The organism is Streptomyces sp. NPDC094032, from assembly GCF_040303965.1.
Lineage (GTDB): Bacteria > Actinomycetota > Actinomycetes > Streptomycetales > Streptomycetaceae > Streptomyces.
Genome location: NZ_JBEOUE010000018.1, coordinates 82220 through 98485, shown reverse-complemented (window position 1 = coordinate 98485; position 16266 = coordinate 82220). Strand labels below are relative to the sequence as shown.

The window sequence follows — 16266 nt, the reverse complement described above, 5'->3', positions numbered from 1 at the left end:
CCCGGTAGACAATCGGTCAACGCGCGGGCGCCGCCCGGTCGGAGTCGCCGCGCAGGACGCAGAACTCGTTGCCCTCGGGGTCCGCGAGGACTGCCCAGCCTGTGCCGTCGGGGTTGCGGTGGTCGGCGACGAGGGTGGCGCCGAGGGTCAGGAGCCACTCCACCTCCTGGTCGCGTGAGGTCTCGGGGCGCAGGCAGAGGTGGAGGCGGTTCTTGACCGTCTTGGGTTCGGGGACCTGGTTGAAGTAGAGGGCCGGGCCCTCCGGCAGGAGCACCTGGGTCTCGCGGTCGCCGGGGCGGGCGTCCGGGTCCAGGGGGGAGCCGGTCGCCGTGCTCCAGAAGCGGGCGAGCCCGTAGGCGTCCGCGCAGTCGATTGCCATGTTCTGCACTGTCGAGACCATGCGCGTCAGCGTACGGGAGGGTTTCGTGGGGCGGTGCGTCAGAGTACGGGGAGCCGGTCCACCAGCAATTGCGTACGCCGCTCGGTCTCCTCCGGGGGGAGCCGGCCGGACCTGGTCAGGGTCGCGAGGCCGTGCAGGGACGCCCAGAACAGCTCGGTGAACAGGCCCGTGTGGACGCCCTTGCCGGCGACCTCTCCGAGGGTCTCCAGGAGGGCCGCGAAGGCGTCCTTGAGGGGTGCCGGGGTGTCCTCGTGCGCGAACGCCAGGCCGCCGTCGAGCTGGAACATGGCGTCGTAGACCGCGGGGTTGCGCGCGGCGAAGTCGAGGTAGGCGCGGGCGAGGGCGGTGACCCGGGCGCGTGGGCCGTCCGCGGCGGAGGCGGCGGCCCGCAGCGCCACGGCCATCTCGGCGGCGCCTTCGAGGGCGACGGCGCCGATGATCTCCCGCTTGCCGCGGAAGTGGCTGTAGAGGACGGGCTGGCTGTACTCGATGCGCTCGGCGAGACGGCGGGTGGTGACCGCGTCCCAGCCCTGCCCCTCGGCGAGTTCGCGGGCCGTCGCCACGATGAGGCGCTCGCGGTCCGCCCGTTCGCGTTCCTTGCGTTCCTGTACCGACATGAATGGATTCTAGCACCGCTAGACAATCGAGCGGCAGTAACGCTAGCGTTGCCTCAGTAGCTAGCAGCGCTAGATCTCGGAGGGGTCGTCATGCTCAACGCACTTCAGGTCCTCACCACCGTCTGTGTCGGCGTGATGGTGGGGGTGGAGTTCTCCGTCTCCTTCGTCATGAACCCGATCTTCAACGCCCTCCCGGAGGACAGCGGCCAGCTCGGCCGCGCCCACGGGGGCCGGATGCTCGGCGCCGTGATGCCGTTCTGGTACATCGGCTCGCTCGTCCTGGTCGCGGTCTGGGCCGTCGCCGGATGGCAGCGCCCCGGCGCCGGACTCGTCGTCACCGCCGGCGCGCTGCTGATCGTCAGCGTGCTCATGTCGGTCCTGCTGCTCGTCCCGATCAACAACCGGAGCAAGACGTGGACCCCCGAGAACCGGCCCGCCGACTGGAAGGAGCAGTCGAACCGCTGGGACCGCTACCACTACGTCCGCGTCGCCGTCATCATCGCCGCCTTCGCCCTGCTGGTCACCGCCCTCACCCGGGCGTGAGCTCCCCCGCCGTGCCGGACCCCAGCAGCCGGTCCGCGCGGTACGGCGAGGTGTCCAGTTTGGCGAGGACGCCGATGCTGGCGATGTTGGGGAGGATCAGCTGGTAGAGGCGGGCGATCTCCTCGGAGAGCTCGCGGCCCTCCGGGAGGGCCTCGGTGACCAGTTGGACGCCGGTCCAGGCGCCGACGGCGAGGCGGGCGATCTCCGCGGGGACGGCGTGCGGGAGGAGTTCGCCGCGCTCCTTGGCCTCGACGAGGAGGTCCTGGCCCAGGTCGATCCAGTCCGGCCAACGGGTGCCGAACAGGGAGCGGGCCTTGGGGTCGACGGAGAGCTGGACGGCGGCGCGGAGCATCGGCTCGCGGGGCAGCCGGTGGGCGAGGAGGAGGCCCAGGTCGACCCACTCCTGGAGTTTGTACGTCTGCGGCAGCAGGCCCTCGCGGGTCACCGCGCGCGCGAGCACCCCGTGGGCCATCGACTCCTTGGTGGGGAAGTGGAAGTACAGCGCGCCCCGGGTGAGGCCGGTGCGCTCGACGAGCGCGGCGATGGTGGCGGCCTCGTAGCCGACCTCGATGAAGAGGCTCGCCATGGAGTCGAGGATGGACTCACGCGTGCGGATCGCCCGCTCCTGCCGCGCCACTCGGCCGCCCCCTCGGACTTTCCGCTGACAAAGGCTCGGTATGTTATCAAGCGTTCGCACAGAATTCGTACGAGCCGGTGGAAGGGACGCGGAGCCGAGGGCGGGGGTTCCCTCGGCTCCGCGGTCCCGGGCGGTTCGTCTCACTGGTTGACGAAGCCGCCGTCCACCGGCAGCACCGTTCCGGTCAGGAACGGGCAGCGGTCGCTGAGGAGCCAGGCCGCCGCGGCGGCGATCTCCTCCGGCGCGGCCGTACGGCCCTGCGGGGTCATCGAGTTGACGGTCTGTTCGAGTCCGGGGTTGCGCCGGAACCAGTCCTCGGTGATCTCGCTGCGGGTGGTGCCCGGGGCGACGGCGTTGACCCGGATGCCCTCCTTGGCGTATTCGTCGGCCGCCGCTCTGGTGAGGCCGACGACGGCGTGCTTGGCCGCGATGTAGGGCGCGGCGGCCGGGATGGCCACGAGGCCGGCCACACTGCTGTTGTTGACGATCGCGCCGCCGCCGTGCCGCAGCATGGCGCCGATCTCGGGGCGCAGGCAGTTCCAGATGCCCCGCACGTTGACGTCCATGACCGTGTCGTAGACGTCGTCGGGCATCAGGTGCAGCGGGGTGCGGTCGCCGCCGACGCCCGCGTTGTTGAAGGCCGCGTCGAGACGCCCGTACCGCGTCTCGGTGAACTCCACGGCCCGGGCCGCGTCCTCGGCGCGCGTGACGTCACAGACGACGTACGCGGCTTCGGCTCTCTTGGCCCGTATGTCCTCGGCGAGTTCCGCCAGGCGTTCCTCGCGGCGCGCGGCGAGGACCACCGTCGCGCCCTCCTGGGTGAAGACGCGGGCCGCGGCGGCGCCGATGCCGCTGCTCGCGCCGGTGACGAGCACGACCTTCCCGGCGAGGAGGTCGCTGTGCGTGTGGTTCGGAGGTGTCATGCCCGGGTGCCTACCCCGACCGAGGTGCTCTTCAGCCCCTTCTGCCCCATCAGCTCCTTCAGGTCCCTCGCGTACTTGGCGACGAGGGCCCGGCCGAGGCTCGGTATGTCCTCGTGTCCTTCGACGCGGCCCGCGCGGACCACGGCGCGGAAGCGGTCGGAGGGGATGACCGAGCCCGGTACCGACTCCTCGGGTTCCCGGAAGCCGTGCAGGATCTGGAGCGCCGTGTACTGCCGCTGCGCCTCGGGGAGGGTGCGGATGGCCGCCTCGAAGCGGACGAACCAGTCGGCGTGGTCGTCGATCCGCTCGACGCGGTGCCCGTCCTCCGCGAGCCAGTCGACGATCCGGTCGAGCGAGACGCCGTCGTCGTTCGGGTTCACCAGGCTGAACGTGCGGTACTGGGGCGCCGTCGACCCGCCCGTACGCCCGCCCAGGGCGACCACGGCCGCGGCGGTGAAGTCGACGGGCAGGCCGTCGTAGTGGGCCCGTTCACCGTCCGCGCGGTAGAAGCTGCGCGGCGCGATCCCGGTGGCGAGCACGCTGAACAGCAGGCGGCTGAACATGTCGGGGACGTTCAGCTGCCCGCCGTAACGGCTGTGCGCCAGGATCATGTTGGAGCGGAAGGTGGTGACCGGCAGCCCGCACAGGTCGTGGGCCTCGCGCAGCAGCACCTCGCCGGCCCACTTGCTGGTCGCGTAGCCGCCCGCGTAGCCGCCGTCGACCTCCATCACCGGCAGGGCGGCGCGGACGTCGGTGTACTCGTCGAGGGCGGGCTCGCCGGGGCGCGCGGTGGCGACGGCGACGCTGGAGATGTAGGTGAACGGCTTCATCCGGCGGGTCAGGGCCAGCTGGACGAGTTCGGCGGTGCCGACGACGTTCGCCTCGAACAGGTGCGGGTAGGGCAGCACGTGGTTGACGAGCGCGCCGGCGTGGACGATGGCGTCGACCTCGTCGGCGAGCCGGTCCCAGGTCGCCTCGTCCAGGCCGAGGCGCGGCTCGGCCATGTCGCCGGCCACCACCTCCAGGTGTCCTTCGGCGAGTTCGCCGTACGTCCGCAGGAGCTCGGGGTCGCCGCTGTCGAAGGCCGCGTCGAGGCGCCGCCGGGCCGCGGCGGCGTCCTTGCCGCGTACGAGGGCGATGAGGCGCCCGCCGACGGGGGCCAGCTTCTCCAGCCACTCCAGGGCGAGGAAGCGCCCGAGGTAGCCGCTCGCCCCGGTCAGGAGCACGGTGCGCGGCTCCCCCTCGGCGCGGGGCAGGGCGAGGGCGTCGGCGAGGGTCCGCGCGTCGAGGAAGGCGTCCAGGGTGAGGTCCTTGGCGAAGACCTCGGTGCTGCCCTCGCCGTGCACCGACGCGAAGGTGGGACGCTCGGTGGCGGCGCCGCGCCGGGCCTCGATGTGCTCGGCCAGGTGCCGCAGGTCGTACGCGGGGCTGATGAGCATGTCGACGGGCACGCGGACGCCGAAGGTGTCCTGGAGCAGGTTGGAGAACTGCACGGCGGTCAGCGAGTCGCCGCCCAGGTCGCGGAAGTGGGCGCCGGGGTCGACCTCGGCCATGGAGCCGGATATCAGGGCCCGCACGGCCCGCTGGACGGTCTCCAGGACCGGGCGGTCGGCTCCGGCGGCGCGGATGTCGGCCAGTTCGGCGTCCTCGCGGGCGGCGGTGTCGGCGTAGAGCGCTTCGAGTCGCTCGCCGTAGCGCTCGACCAGGCGGGGCCAGAGCAGCTTGCGGTGGTCCGACAGGAGGCCGTTGGCCTGGCTGAAGGGCTCCGTCTCGATGAGGACGTCGCGGGGGATCTCGTACGAGTTGAGCCCGGCCTCCTTGGCGAGCTCCTGGAACGCCTCGGCGATCCGCTGCTTCAACACCCGCTCGTCAGAGCCGTGTTCGGTCAGCGCCTCGGGGGTGGGGACGACCACGGCGAGGAGGTAGGAGCGCTCGCTGTTGCCGTACACGAAGATCTGGCGCACCAGCGGACCGGCCGCGAAGACGGCCTCCAGACGGGCGGTGGCCACGAACTCGCCCTGGGACAGCTTGAGGACGCTCTTGACGCGGTCCACGATGGCGATCCGGTCGGGGCCGAGTTCGGCGGCGATGTCGCCGGTCCGGTAGAAGCCGTCCTCGTCGAAGAGTTCGGCGGTGAGCTCGGGCTGCTTGTAGTAGCCGGGGATGATGACGTCGGTCTTCAGGAGGAGTTCGCCGCGCGGGTACGGCGAGTCGGTGCGGAAGTAGCCGAGTTCGGGTACGTCGGCCAGCTTGTAGTCGCGTACCGGCGGGCGCAGCAGCACTCCGTCGACGGAGACGCCGGCGGCCTCGGTGGAGCCGTAGACGTTGTGCAGTTCGAGGCCCAGCAGGGACTCGGTGAAGGCGGTCAGTTCGGCGGAGAGGGGGGCGGAGCTGCTGCTGGCCCAGGTGACCCGGCCGCCCAGCACGTTCTCCCTGAGGTGGGTGCGCACCTCGGCCTCGGCCGTCTCGCGGTCGGCGCCCGCGGCGGTGCGCCGGTCGACGTCGCCGCGGAAGCGCTGGTGGAGCATCTCGCAGACGCGGGGCACCAGGGAGAGTTCGGTGGGCCGGGCCAGGGCGACGTCCTCGAAGAACGTCGACAGGTCGCTGCTGGCCGTGAAGTAGCTCGTGCCGCCGCGCGCCATGGTGGCCTTCAGCGAGGAGTGCCCGGCCACATGGCTCATCGGCGCGTAGTGGAAGGTGACCGCGTACGTCTCGTCGAACAGCTTCGCCCAGGCGCCGCCCCACATGGCGCCGGCCAGGCGCTCCGTGTACATGGCGCCCTTGGGCGTGCCGGTGCTCCCGGAGGTGTAGATCAGCATGGCGAGCGGGTCCTCGCCGTCGGGCGCGGTGAACAGCGGGGCCTCGGGCAGGGCCGTGCCGCGTGCGACGAGCTCCGACAGGATGTCCACGGTGACGTCGGGCCGGGTCTCGGCGAGCCGCTCGCGGGCCGCGGCGAGGGCCTCGCGGTGGGCGTCGGCCTCGGGGTGGACGTCGAAGACGACGAGGCGCCGTACGGAGTCGCTCGCGCTCACCAGGTCGACGGCGGCGGGCAGCCGCTCCAGGCTGGCGGCCAGCGTGAACGGCTCGGTCTCGGCGACGATCGCCCGCAACTGGGCGGGGGCGGAGCTGGTCTGGAGCGGGACCGAGACGGCGCCGAGGTGGATGCAGGCGAGGTCGATCGTCGTGTAGTCGCGGCTGGTGAAGCCGAGCAGGGCGACCCGCTCTCCGGCGGCCAACGGCCGGTCGGGGCTGTGGTGCCACTCGCTCGCCACGGCGCGCACCCGCGCCCACAGCTCGCGGTAGGTGGTGGTCTCGTAGCGGGGAAGCAGCCGGATCGAGACCCGTCCCGTCTCGGCGTCCTTCGCGAATTCCTTGACGCGCTCGCCGATGGCGGGCCGGTCCGCGTGGCTCTGCATGACAGATGCCACCACTTGCGCAAGTCGCATTCTGATTCTCCGCGTCACGTGTATGGGCCGACTTCAGGGAATGGGGAATCGACGGCGGGCGGGCGCGCTTCGGTATTCCGTCGGGAATACCGGCGGCCTCGGGGACTGCCGCGCCGAGGGGCGCCCAGCCGTTCCGTCCGTCACTCGATGCTAGGCACACACGAACGGGCCTCCGGAGAATCGGCCGACTATCTGTCAGGTCCCCGGCCGGTATGGCCGACCGTCGGACGCGGCCCTTTGCGGGCGTGGTAAGAGTGGAGCGGCGCACGGGAAGTGCGCCCGTGATTCCGCCGCGAGCGGGGCCCCGCGCGGGTGCCCGGTACTTCGCGCGCGGGTCCCTTCTCGCTCATCGCTCCCCTTCTTCTCCCGGAGTGCGCATCGTCATGCAGGATCGTGCCGCCAAAACTCGCCGACAATTGATCCGATCCGCCGCAGAGGTCTTCGACCGGAGCGGATTCGCGGGATCCTCCATCGGGCAGATCTGTGCCCTGGCCCAAGTGAGCCAGGGCGCGCTGCACTTCCATTTCCGGAACAAGCAGGCGCTCGGCGAGGCGGTCCAGTCGGCCGCGGCCGAGATCCTGCTGTGCGTCACCGGGCAGGTCCCGGCGTGGCATCCGGCGCCGCTCCAACTGCTCGTCGACACCTCGCACGCGCTGGCCCGCCGGATGGCCGGTGATCTCGTGCTCCGCGCGGGTTTCGGCCTGGCGCACGACCCGGGCTGGCGGGGCGGGGCGAGTCCCTGGCAGCACTGGCGGGACTGGGCCCGCGGCGTGCTCCATCTCGCCCGGCGGCAGGGCAGCCTGGCGCCGGGGGTGGACCTGGACGACGCCGTCGCGGCCATCACCGCGGTGATGGCCGGGGTGGAGGGGCTCGAACGCGACCCGGACCGCGCCCGGGCGGTGCAGTCGGTGGCGCCGTTCTGGCGGCTGGTCCTTCCGCAGCTGGCCGCCGACGCCGTGCGCGGCCGGATCGACGCGGCGGGCGCCCGGGGCGAGGGGGCGGGCGGTGCCGCCCGCCCGGGCGGCGAGTCACCGTCGGCGCGGCGGCGGCCGGACGGGCGGCCGCTGCCGTACGCCTGCGTCGCGATGACCGACGGTGAACTGTGCGGCGTGCCCTACAGGGAGATGAGCGGCTCGGCCTCGTAGGCGCGGTGCAGCAGCGCCAGGAAGTCCGGCGCCTCGGGCAGCGGCACGGTGCCGACGCGGCGGACGGCGACGCCCGGCGTCCAGGAGTTCATGACGGCGGCGCCCGCCAGTTCCGGCAGGTCGGCGGGGGTGAGCTCGCGGGTCCGCTGGGCGATGCCGAGCCGGTCGAGCTGTCGGCGGACGATGCCCATGGTGACGCCGTCCAGCATGGCGGCCTCCGGCCACACCACGGCGTCGCCGTCCCAGAAGGCCAGGTTCCAGATGGACGCCTCGCTCAGCCGGCCCCGGCGGTCGACGAAGGCGACGTCGTCGTGGCCCTGGTCGGCGGCCTGCCGCAGGAAGTAGGTCTTGGCCGGTTCGCCGACGTGCTTCACCGAGGGCAGGAAGCGCTCGTGCTCCACCAGCGCGAGCGAGAGCGGGCCCCGGGGGCCGGTGGCGGGCGGCGCGGTACGGATCAGGAGCTCGGGGTCCTCGTCGGGCGCGGCCACGGTGAACTCGCCGGACGGCAGATAGACCGTGGCGGTCAGCGAGAGGTCGGCCGGCGCGTCCGCCAGGGCGGCGCGCAGCAGGGCCCGTACGCGGTCGTCGGTCAGGGCCCGCCCGAAGAGTTCGAGCGAGCCGTGCCGCAGGCGCGCCAGGTGCAGGTCGAGGCCGCGGATCCGGCCGTCGCGGACCTGGGTCGCGGTGAAGTGGGCGTAGCCGGCGAAGGCGAGCGGCGCGAGATCCGGAGCGTCGGCCTCCTGGTCGTTGCGCCTGGTCATCGTGGTGTTCGACTGGGTGGTCGTCATGGCATGCCCAACGACGCGGCTCCCGGCCGGACACCCCCGTCAGGGCCGCCCGGCGGCCGAGAACGTGCGGGTGGGCCGGGCGTCCGCGCGGTCGGACCCGGCGCGGGCGGCCCGCAGCTCCATCCCGTCGAGGAAGATCTCCAGGCCTGTCTCGAAGTCCTCCTCGGTGGCCCGCAGCGGGGACTGCTCGGGCTTGTCGCCGCCGGGGAGCAGTTGCTGGGCCACGTGCTGGATGCAGACGCCCTGGACGTACGACCACAGGGCGATCGAACAGGTCCGCGCGAGGTCCGGGTCGTCGGTGAGGTCGGCGAGCGCGTCCACCATCCAGTCGAGGCAGGAGGTGTCCGAGAAGTGCCGGGCGGAGCTGGACGTCACCAGGGCCCAGGGGTGGGCGCAGTACACCTCCCAGTCGAGCCGGGCGGCGAGCCGCATCGCCTCGCGCCAGTCCGGCGGCATGGGCTCGGGGTAGGGGTGCTCGTCGCACGCCGCCTGGGTGATCAGGGTGAGCAGCGTGTCCTTGTTCGCCACGTGGCGGTAGAGCGACATGACGCCCGAGTCCAGCTCGGTCGCGAGGCGCCGCATCGAGATCGCGGCGATGCCCTCGGCGTCGGCGATGCGGACCGCGGCCGCCACGATCGCGCCGCGCGACAGGCTCGGTGAACTCACTTGCCTGCCTTGTGTCTTGATGGCCATGCGTTATTATACCCAGCAGCTTGCGTACGACGTACGCACAGAATTCGCGTACGATGTACGCACGCCGCTCGCCGCCGACGCGCGCCGACCTTTTCGCGTACGCCGTATGCAGCGGTCCTGAACTTCTTCGCACCTTCTCCTGAAAGGTTGCCCCCGTGACTTCCCCTGAATTAGTCGCGGAGCGTGCCGACCGGCGGGCCTGGCTGGGCCTCGTCATCGTGCTCGGCCCGGTCGCGCTCGTCGCGATGGACGGCTCCGTTCTCTACCTCGCGATGCCGAGCATCACGTCCGCGATCACGCCCAGTACCGACCAGGCACTGTGGATCCTGGACATCTACGGCTTCGTGGTCTCGTCCCTGCTCATCGCCTTCGGCAACCTCGGCGACCGCTACGGCCGGCTCAAGTTCCTGCTGACCGGCGCCGTCGTCTTCGGCCTCGGCTCCGCGGGCGCCGCGTTCGCGCCGAACCCGGAGATGCTCATCGCCTGCCGCGCGCTGATGGGCCTCGGCGGCGCCACCCTGCTCCCCGCCGGCCTCGCCATCATCAGCAACCTCTTCCACGACGCGCGGCAGCGCTCGCAGGCCATCGGCATCTTCGCGGCGACCTTCGCCGCCGGATTCGCGGCAGGCCCGGTCATCGGCGGACTGCTCCTCAGCCGCTTCGAGTGGGGTTCGGTCTTCCTCATCAACCTCCCGGTCGTCGTGCTGTTCCTCGCCTTCGCGCCCGTCCTGCTGCGCGAGGTCCGCACCACGAACCCCGGCCGGGTCGACGCCCTCAGCGTCGTCCTGTCCGCCGTCGGCATCCTGCTCGCCGTCTACTCGGTCAAGACCGCCGCGGCGGAGGGCTTCTCCTCCGTGCAGGCCGTCACCGGAGTCGTCGGCGTCGCCCTGCTGGTCTGGTTCGTGCGCCGTCAGTTCGGCCTGGAGCACCCGCTGCTCGACCTGCGGCTCTTCAAGGACCGCGTGTTCACCGTGGCGATCCTCACCGGTCTGCTGACCCTGGTCGCCTGGGCGGCCGCCGGCTACCTCAGCGGCGTCTACCTCCAGTCGGTCCTCGGCTACAGCGTCCTGTCCGCGGCGCTGCTGGCCCTGCCGGGCGCCGCCGTCCTGACCATCGTCTGCATCAAGACGAGCAGCATCGCCGACCGGATCGGCACCCGGTCGGCGCTCATCGCCTCCCACTTCTTCATGGGCGTGGGCCTGCTGCTCCTCCTCGCGACGACCACCGAGCACGGTGTGGCGGCGTTCATCGCCTCCACGATCGTCGCCGGCGTCGGCTACGGCCTCTCCTTCAGCCTGGTCGCCGACACCGCCGTCGCGGCGGTGCCGCCGGAGCGCGCGGGCTCGGCCGCCTCGCTCGCCGAGACCAGCAACGAGCTGGGCAACGCCCTGGGCATCTCCCTGCTGGGCTCGCTCGCGGCGGTCTGCTTCCGGCTGTTCGGCCCGGACGTCGCGGGCACGCTCGACGAGACCCTGGACACCCCCGGGCTCTCCCCCGACCTCGTCGCGAAGGCGGAGGAGGCCTTCCTCTCCGGCCTGCACGTCGCGGTCGGCGTGGCGAGCGTGCTCTGCCTCGCCCTCGGCGTCCTCGCCCTGAAGTGGATCCCGAAGGATCAGGGGAACGCGAGCGGCGAGACGGCGGAGGCCGAGACGGTGACGGCCGCGTCGTAACGCACGGACACTCCCGGCCCTGCGGACCGGCCCCGTTCACGGGGGCGGATCGCAGGGCCGTGTCGTGTGCGCGGGCCGTGCGGCACGCCGAACGTCAGCCTCCGGTACGGAAGTCGACCCGGAAGGCGGTCTCCCCCTCCTGCGTCCCGACGACCCGCACCGCACCCGGCTCCGGCAGCGCGGCCGCCGTGATCCAGCAGGGCCGGTCGAACTCGACGTACCGCCGGTAGGAGGCCTCGATCGCGGTGGGTTCGAAGGGCGCGGGGGCCCGCAGGGCGCGCGCCGCCTGGTCGGCGGCCTCAAGGAGCGCGAGGCCGGGCACATGGTCCACGGGGTGGTCGAAGAGCAGCCGGTCCCCCGGGTCGTTGCGCAGCAGCCAGCGGTCCGGCCGGTCCCCCTCGGCCAGCATCACCTCGCCCGGCGCGGTCCGGCCGACCAGCGCGGCCGGCACGGGCGGCGGCACCTCCCAGGCGCCCCACGCCAGGCTCCGCCGGTCGCCGCGCACCCGCGCGTACACCCGCTCCGAGATCCAGGTGAACTCGCTCTCGGCACCGGCCACCTGGACACCGTCGGCGAGGACGCGGAAGGTCATGTGCAGCGCGCTCGTGGTGCGTCTGCCGTCGCCGCCGTCGCGCACGGCGACGTGGACCTCCAGGGCCGAGGCCCGGCCGCGGGGCACCCGCAGGCCCGGGGCCATCGCGAGGTCGAGGGTGCTCAGCATCGTCTGATGGGTCAGTGGAACGTCGTACACGGCGTGCGCGACGACCAGCCCCGACTGCCGCACGGTCTGCGCGAGGACGCGCGGGTCGTACGGTAACTCGCCCTGGACGGCGGGCCATCTGACCCCGACGACGACGTCACAGCCGGTCCGCCGCTCCCACCCGGTCACGAGGAGGTGCTCCTCCCGCCGCAGGTGCGCGTAGGCGGCGAGCGAGGCCGTCGGGGAGACCCGGTGCACCACAGAAGTACGGGATGTACGTTCGATTTTGGTCATAGGTAAATGTAAGCCCAAGCAACAGTAAAGCAGGGCCGGTTGCCACCCGGCACCCCTCATGCCCGGCCCTGGGCGGGTCGAGTCGGGCGGAGCCGGGTCGAGACGGGCCGAGACGATCACGAACCCCATGTCACCTTTGGCGCAAATGTGCGGTCGTCCCGCACGCGCGTCGTATAAAGAAACCGGACGGAAGTCCTCTTTCTCTGGGCAGGGGGTCACGGGGCGATGGGGAACCTTCGGGAAGACGGGAGCGCGCCGGCCGGACGGCCGGCGGGTGCGGGGCTCGATCCGGAGTCCTGCCGCAGGCTCTTCGGGTCGCTGCACCGCAACGGGCAGCGGGTGAAGGCCGAACAGTACGTCCGGGGGCTGCTGTCGGTGGCGGGGCGCAAGACCCTGCGGAGCCTGGCGGCGCAGTTCGACGGCGCCTCGGCACAGCAGAGCGTGCACCACTTCATCACCGCCTCCCCCTGGGAGTGGACGCCGATCCGGCACGCCCTGGCCCGCCAGGCGCAGCGGACCCTGGCGCCCGAGGCCTGGGTGATCCGCTCCACGCTCATCCCGAAGGCCGGTCCGCACTCGGTCGGCACCGATCCGCAGCGCACCCCGCTGGGGACGGTCAACGGCCAGCGGGCGGTGGGGACCTGGCTCGCGTCCGAGCGCTCGGCCGTGCCGGTCGACTGGCAGTTGTGCCTGTCCGCCCGCTGGACGGCCGACCCCCTCCGCGAACGGGCCAGCGTCCCGGCGGACACCCCGGCCGGCACCGTCGAGGAGTGCGTACGCCAGGCGGTCGCCGCCCTGTCGGAGATCAGGTGCACGGTACGGCTGCCCGTGGTCGTGGACGTCGCGGAGGCGGACGGCACCGCGGTCGCGCGCTCCCTGGGGGCCATGGGGCTGCCGTTCCTGGTACGGGTCGACCCGGCGGCGCCGGTGCGGCTCGACCGCTCGTCCCTGCCCCGGTACGGCGATCTCCAGCGCACGGCGGGCGAGTTGGCCGAGTCCCTGCCCCAGCTGCGGCAGCGGGTGAACCCGGGCGACGGACGGACGACGGCCGTGGCGGTCCCGGTGGTCGTGCCGGGGGCGGGCCGGGAGGCGCTGACCCTGCTGGGCGAGTGGCACCCCGGCGGGCCCGACGGCGCCACCGAGCGCCGGCTCTGGCTCACCAACCTCTCGTCGACCCTGCTCGCCCCCGCCCTGCGGCTGACCCGGATGCCGCGCGTCGTGGAGCGGGATTCCGCCGAGATAGCGGACGGCGTCGGGTTACGGGACTTCGCCGGACGCTCGTTCCCCGGCTGGCACCGGCACATCACGCTGGCGTCGGTGGCCCATCTGGCGGTCGCGACGGCCCGCGACAGGGCGCGGCGCGGGACGGCGGCGGTGATGTCACCCACATCAACGGGACTACCGTTCGGTAACTTGACACTCTCCTCCTGCTCGTGATGGATCACCCGCCCCACCGCCCCTTACTGTCAGGCCGGGCTCACCCCGCGCTCCCGTTCGATCACCGTGGACGTCCGAGAGCACGGGCTGGATCAGAAGTGAGGAGTTCCATGCTCAGCCTCGACCCGCGTCCCTTCGCCCCCGTACGAGGGACCCACCCCGCCCCCGTCCCCACGCCCGGCCCCTTCCAGTCCGGCACGCACGACGCCGTGCTCTCCGAGTTCTCCTCGACGCTCTTCACCTCGCTGTCCCGGAACGACCAGTGCAGGAAGGCCGTCCAGTACCTGCGGGGCCTCCTGGAGACACCCGGCCGCAAGTCCGTCCGCAACATCGCCGCGCTCCTCGGCGAACAGGCCTCGGAGCAGAACCTCCACCACTTCATCTCGGCGTCCACCTGGGACTGGATCCCCATCCGCCGGGCGCTCGCCGACCACTGGGTCGACGCCCGGCCGCCGCAGGCGTGGGTGGTGCAGCCGGTCATCATCCCCAAGACCGGACGCCATTCGGTCGGCGTGGACAAGCACTTCTTCCCGACCCTGGGCCAGATGCTCAACGCCCAGCGCGCGGTGGGCGTGTGGGCCGCCTCGGACACCGGCAGCACACCGGTGAACTGGCGCCTGCACCTCCCCCAGGCCTGGCTCAAGGACGACCGGCGCCGCAGCCAGGTCGCGATCCCCGACGACGTACCGGTGGAGACCCTGAGCGAGTCCGTGGTCGAGGCCTGCCTGGAGGCCGTCACCCGCTGGCAGTTACCGGTGCGCCCCTTCGTGCTCGACTCCTGCGAGGTACACGCCGTCCCCATCTTCGAGAAGCTGCACGCCGCCGGCAAGCCGCTGCTCGTGAGCGTCTGCGAGGACCAGCCGCTGACGGTCGCGGACCCCGCCCTGCCCGCCGCCGGACGCGGCCCGCTGACCGCCGAACAGATCATGATCATGGCCAAGGACCTCCGGCGCCCGGTCACGACCGCCCCCCACGACCCGGGCGGACGGCCCCGTACGCACTGGGCCGCGACCGTGCGGGTCACCGGACCGAACCTGCCGGGACCCTCGGCGGGACAGGGCGAGGTGCTCCTCCTGGGCGTGGGCGAGGAGGGCGGGCGCTGGCCGGCCAAGCTGTGGCTGACCAACCTGACCACCGCGTCCGCCACCTCCCTGGTCCGGCTCACCCGACTGGCCGACCGCGTCGACCGGGACTTCACCGAGATCGCCGACCGGGTCGGCATCCGGGACTTCTCGGGGCGCTCCTTCGGCGGCTGGCACCGCCACATCACCCTCGCCTCGGCCGCCCACGCGGTCGTCGCGCTGGCCAGGAGCGAGGCCCGCGTGCGAAGCGCCTGACGGCACATCCCTCCTCGAATTCACCCGCGCTCCCCTTCTCACTCATTCCCGCTTTCCCTCCACACCCCCCTCCATACCCCATACCCCTATACCCCTCCCCCGCGACCGGCGGGCCGACGGTTTCCCCACCGTCGGCCCGCCGGTCTCTTCTTATGCCCGCTCCCGTCAACTATCCGGCCCGCACACGCACTTGACATATCCACGGCCACTTGACGGATCGTGCGTCACCTGACGGATACCGATCCCGTTTCCCCCGGCGCCGCGAAATCCGTCGGACGATCTACCGCGAGCAGGAATTCCCGCCCTGCCCCCATTCCCCCCCTTCTTCTCTTTCCCTTCTTCGCGTCCCGCATCGCCGCATGCCGCCTCGCGATTGGAGAATCCGATGGACGACGCCCTGCTCGACATTCGATACGAGAACGCCTTACAGCAGCCTCCGTGGGAGGACGAGTCGCACGTCCTCCGGGTGCGCAAGGAACTCGCCACTCTGCCCGCGCTCGTCGACGCCGAGGACGTCCGCACCCTCCGGTCCATGCTGGCGCGGGTCGCGGCCGGCGAGGCCCACGTGGTGCAGGCCGGCGACTGCGCCGAGGACACCGCCGAGTCCACCCCGGGCCATGTCGCCCGCAAGGCCGGACTGCTCAACGTCCTCGCCGGACAGCTGGAGATGGCCACCTGCAGACCGGTCGTCCGGATCGGCCGCATGGCCGGCCAGTACGGCAAGCCGCGCTCCCGGCCCACCGAGCGGGTCGGCGACCTCGAACTCCCGGTCTTCCGGGGGCACATGGTCAACAGCCCCGAGCCCGAAGCCGAGTCCCGGCGCCCCGACCCGGAGCGGCTGCTCACCGGCTACCAGGCGGCCCGCGCCGTCATGGCGGGCCTCGGCTGGCTCGACGCCCCCGGCCGCCCCCGCATCGGCGCCCCCGTGTGGACCAGCCACGAGGCCCTGCTGCTCGACTACGAGGTCCCGATGCTGCGCAGGCAGCCCGACGGGCGGCTGCTCCTCACCTCCACGCACCTGCCGTGGATCGGCGACCGCACCCGGCAGCTCGACGGCGCCCATGTCGCCCTCCTCGCCGAGGTCGTCAACCCGGTGGCCTGCAAGGTCGGCCCCGACATGACGCCCGAGGAGCTCCTCGCCCTGTGCGAGCGGCTCGACCCCGAGCGGGAGCCGGGACGGCTCACCCTCATCGCCCGTATGGGCGCCGGGACCGTCGCCGAGCGGCTGCCCTCGCTGGTCGCGGCGGTGCGCGCCGCGGGCCACCCGGTGATCTGGCTGTCCGACCCCATGCACGGCAACACGGTCAGCACCCCCGTGGGCCTGAAGTCGCGCTATCTGGAGACCGTCGCGCGCGAGGCCGACGAGTTCCGGGACGCGGTCGCCGCCGGGGGCGGCGTCGCCGGCGGACTGCATCTGGAGACGACCCCCGACGACGTCACCGAGTGCGTCCTGAACGCCTCCGAGGTCGATCTCGTCGGCACCCGCTACACGAGCTGCTGCGACCCGCGGCTCAACCCGGGCCAGGCCCTGTCCGTGGTCTCGTCCTGGTGGACGGCCGCCCACGCGGCCCGCCCGGCGGCCGCGTAGCCGCACCGGGGGCGCGGTCCACCGCGCCCCCTCACCGCGCCATCCACA

Annotated in this window: 14 protein-coding genes; 6 read left to right on the top strand and 8 right to left on the bottom strand. The window is 72.4% G+C overall.

What is annotated here, in order from left to right; genetic code table 11:
• Positions 1–16: 16 nt before the first annotated feature.
• The gene (locus tag ABTZ54_RS24160; protein WP_351666697.1) at positions 17–400 is read right to left on the bottom strand and encodes a VOC family protein; all 384 of its coding nucleotides are present in this window, start codon (positions 398–400) and stop codon (positions 17–19) included.
• 38 nt (positions 401–438) lie between these two features.
• Positions 439–1017 carry a TetR/AcrR family transcriptional regulator gene (locus ABTZ54_RS24155; protein WP_351666695.1) on the bottom strand — a complete coding sequence of 193 codons (579 nt, stop codon included), beginning with the start codon at positions 1015–1017 and terminating at the stop codon, positions 439–441.
• Between the two features lie 90 nt (positions 1018–1107).
• Here ABTZ54_RS24155 and ABTZ54_RS24150 point away from each other — a divergent pair, with 90 nt between their 5' ends.
• Positions 1108–1560, top strand: a complete 453-nt coding sequence (locus ABTZ54_RS24150; protein WP_351666693.1) for an anthrone oxygenase family protein — start codon at positions 1108–1110, stop codon at positions 1558–1560.
• Here ABTZ54_RS24150 and ABTZ54_RS24145 read toward each other — a convergent pair.
• The 3 genes from ABTZ54_RS24145 to car form a co-directional block, all read right to left on the bottom strand.
• Complete coding sequence (locus ABTZ54_RS24145; RefSeq protein ID WP_351666691.1) at positions 1547–2197, bottom strand: ScbR family autoregulator-binding transcription factor; 651 nt, start codon at positions 2195–2197, stop codon at positions 1547–1549. The genes ABTZ54_RS24150 and ABTZ54_RS24145 overlap by 14 nt on opposite strands.
• Before the next feature lie 140 nt (positions 2198–2337).
• Positions 2338–3120 carry a glucose 1-dehydrogenase gene (locus ABTZ54_RS24140; RefSeq protein ID WP_351666689.1) on the bottom strand — a complete coding sequence of 261 codons (783 nt, stop codon included), beginning with the start codon at positions 3118–3120 and terminating at the stop codon, positions 2338–2340.
• A complete protein-coding gene (car, locus tag ABTZ54_RS24135) occupies positions 3117–6566 on the bottom strand; it encodes a carboxylic acid reductase (protein ID WP_351666687.1) in 3450 nt (1149 codons plus the stop codon). Before car ends, ABTZ54_RS24140 begins: the two co-directional genes overlap by 4 nt.
• A 383-nt stretch (positions 6567–6949) precedes the next feature.
• Here car and ABTZ54_RS24130 point away from each other — a divergent pair, with 383 nt between their 5' ends.
• On the top strand, positions 6950–7711 hold the full coding sequence (locus tag ABTZ54_RS24130) for a ScbR family autoregulator-binding transcription factor (protein ID WP_351666685.1): 762 nt from the start codon (positions 6950–6952) through the stop codon (positions 7709–7711).
• On the opposite strand, the gene ABTZ54_RS24125 is transcribed toward ABTZ54_RS24130, so the two are convergent.
• Together ABTZ54_RS24125 and ABTZ54_RS24120 are read right to left on the bottom strand one after the other, a co-directional pair.
• Positions 7681–8499, bottom strand: coding sequence for an aminotransferase class IV family protein (locus ABTZ54_RS24125; RefSeq protein WP_502997302.1), 819 nt, complete (start codon positions 8497–8499; stop codon positions 7681–7683). The two genes, ABTZ54_RS24130 and ABTZ54_RS24125, sit on opposite strands and share 31 nt — an antisense overlap.
• A gap of 39 nt (positions 8500–8538) precedes the next feature.
• Positions 8539–9165 carry a TetR/AcrR family transcriptional regulator gene (locus tag ABTZ54_RS24120; RefSeq protein ID WP_351666683.1) on the bottom strand — a complete coding sequence of 209 codons (627 nt, stop codon included), beginning with the start codon at positions 9163–9165 and terminating at the stop codon, positions 8539–8541.
• A 272-nt stretch (positions 9166–9437) separates the two neighbouring features.
• Here ABTZ54_RS24120 and ABTZ54_RS24115 point away from each other — a divergent pair, with 272 nt between their 5' ends.
• A complete protein-coding gene (locus ABTZ54_RS24115; RefSeq protein WP_351666831.1) occupies positions 9438–10862 on the top strand; it encodes an MFS transporter in 1425 nt (474 codons plus the stop codon).
• Between the two features lie 94 nt (positions 10863–10956).
• Here the strand turns inward: ABTZ54_RS24115 and ABTZ54_RS24110 are convergent, their stop codons facing one another.
• Complete coding sequence (locus tag ABTZ54_RS24110) at positions 10957–11856, bottom strand: ScbA/BarX family gamma-butyrolactone biosynthesis protein (RefSeq protein ID WP_351666681.1); 900 nt, start codon at positions 11854–11856, stop codon at positions 10957–10959.
• 225 nt (positions 11857–12081) lie between these two features.
• On the opposite strand from ABTZ54_RS24110, the gene ABTZ54_RS24105 reads away from it, so the two are divergent.
• The 3 genes from ABTZ54_RS24105 (at position 12082) to ABTZ54_RS24095 (ending at position 16218) form a co-directional block, all read left to right on the top strand.
• Positions 12082–13293 carry an IS701 family transposase gene (locus ABTZ54_RS24105; RefSeq protein ID WP_351666679.1) on the top strand — a complete coding sequence of 404 codons (1212 nt, stop codon included), beginning with the start codon at positions 12082–12084 and terminating at the stop codon, positions 13291–13293.
• 110 nt (positions 13294–13403) lie between these two features.
• Complete coding sequence (locus ABTZ54_RS24100) at positions 13404–14630, top strand: IS701 family transposase (RefSeq protein WP_351666677.1); 1227 nt, start codon at positions 13404–13406, stop codon at positions 14628–14630.
• Positions 14631–15015: 385 nt separating this feature from the next.
• Positions 15016–16218, top strand: coding sequence for a 3-deoxy-7-phosphoheptulonate synthase (locus ABTZ54_RS24095; RefSeq protein WP_351666675.1), 1203 nt, complete (start codon positions 15016–15018; stop codon positions 16216–16218).
• The last annotated feature ends 48 nt before the right edge of the window (positions 16219–16266 follow it).

Coding starts and splice junctions, on each gene's coding strand:
- ABTZ54_RS24160 (WP_351666697.1), bottom strand. CDS start 400: ATGGTCTCGACAGTGCAGAACATGGCAATCGACTGCGCGGACGCCTAC.
- ABTZ54_RS24155 (WP_351666695.1), bottom strand. CDS start 1,017: ATGTCGGTACAGGAACGCAAGGAACGCGAACGGGCGGACCGCGAGCGC.
- ABTZ54_RS24150 (WP_351666693.1), top strand. CDS start 1,108: ATGCTCAACGCACTTCAGGTCCTCACCACCGTCTGTGTCGGCGTGATG.
- ABTZ54_RS24140 (WP_351666689.1), bottom strand. CDS start 3,120: ATGACACCTCCGAACCACACGCACAGCGACCTCCTCGCCGGGAAGGTC.
- car (WP_351666687.1), bottom strand. CDS start 6,566: ATGCGACTTGCGCAAGTGGTGGCATCTGTCATGCAGAGCCACGCGGAC.
- ABTZ54_RS24130 (WP_351666685.1), top strand. CDS start 6,950: ATGCAGGATCGTGCCGCCAAAACTCGCCGACAATTGATCCGATCCGCC.
- ABTZ54_RS24125 (WP_502997302.1), bottom strand. CDS start 8,499: ATGACGACCACCCAGTCGAACACCACGATGACCAGGCGCAACGACCAG.
- ABTZ54_RS24115 (WP_351666831.1), top strand. CDS start 9,438: ATGGACGGCTCCGTTCTCTACCTCGCGATGCCGAGCATCACGTCCGCG.
- ABTZ54_RS24110 (WP_351666681.1), bottom strand. CDS start 11,856: ATGACCAAAATCGAACGTACATCCCGTACTTCTGTGGTGCACCGGGTC.
- ABTZ54_RS24105 (WP_351666679.1), top strand. CDS start 12,082: ATGGGGAACCTTCGGGAAGACGGGAGCGCGCCGGCCGGACGGCCGGCG.
- ABTZ54_RS24100 (WP_351666677.1), top strand. CDS start 13,404: ATGCTCAGCCTCGACCCGCGTCCCTTCGCCCCCGTACGAGGGACCCAC.
- ABTZ54_RS24095 (WP_351666675.1), top strand. CDS start 15,016: ATGGACGACGCCCTGCTCGACATTCGATACGAGAACGCCTTACAGCAG.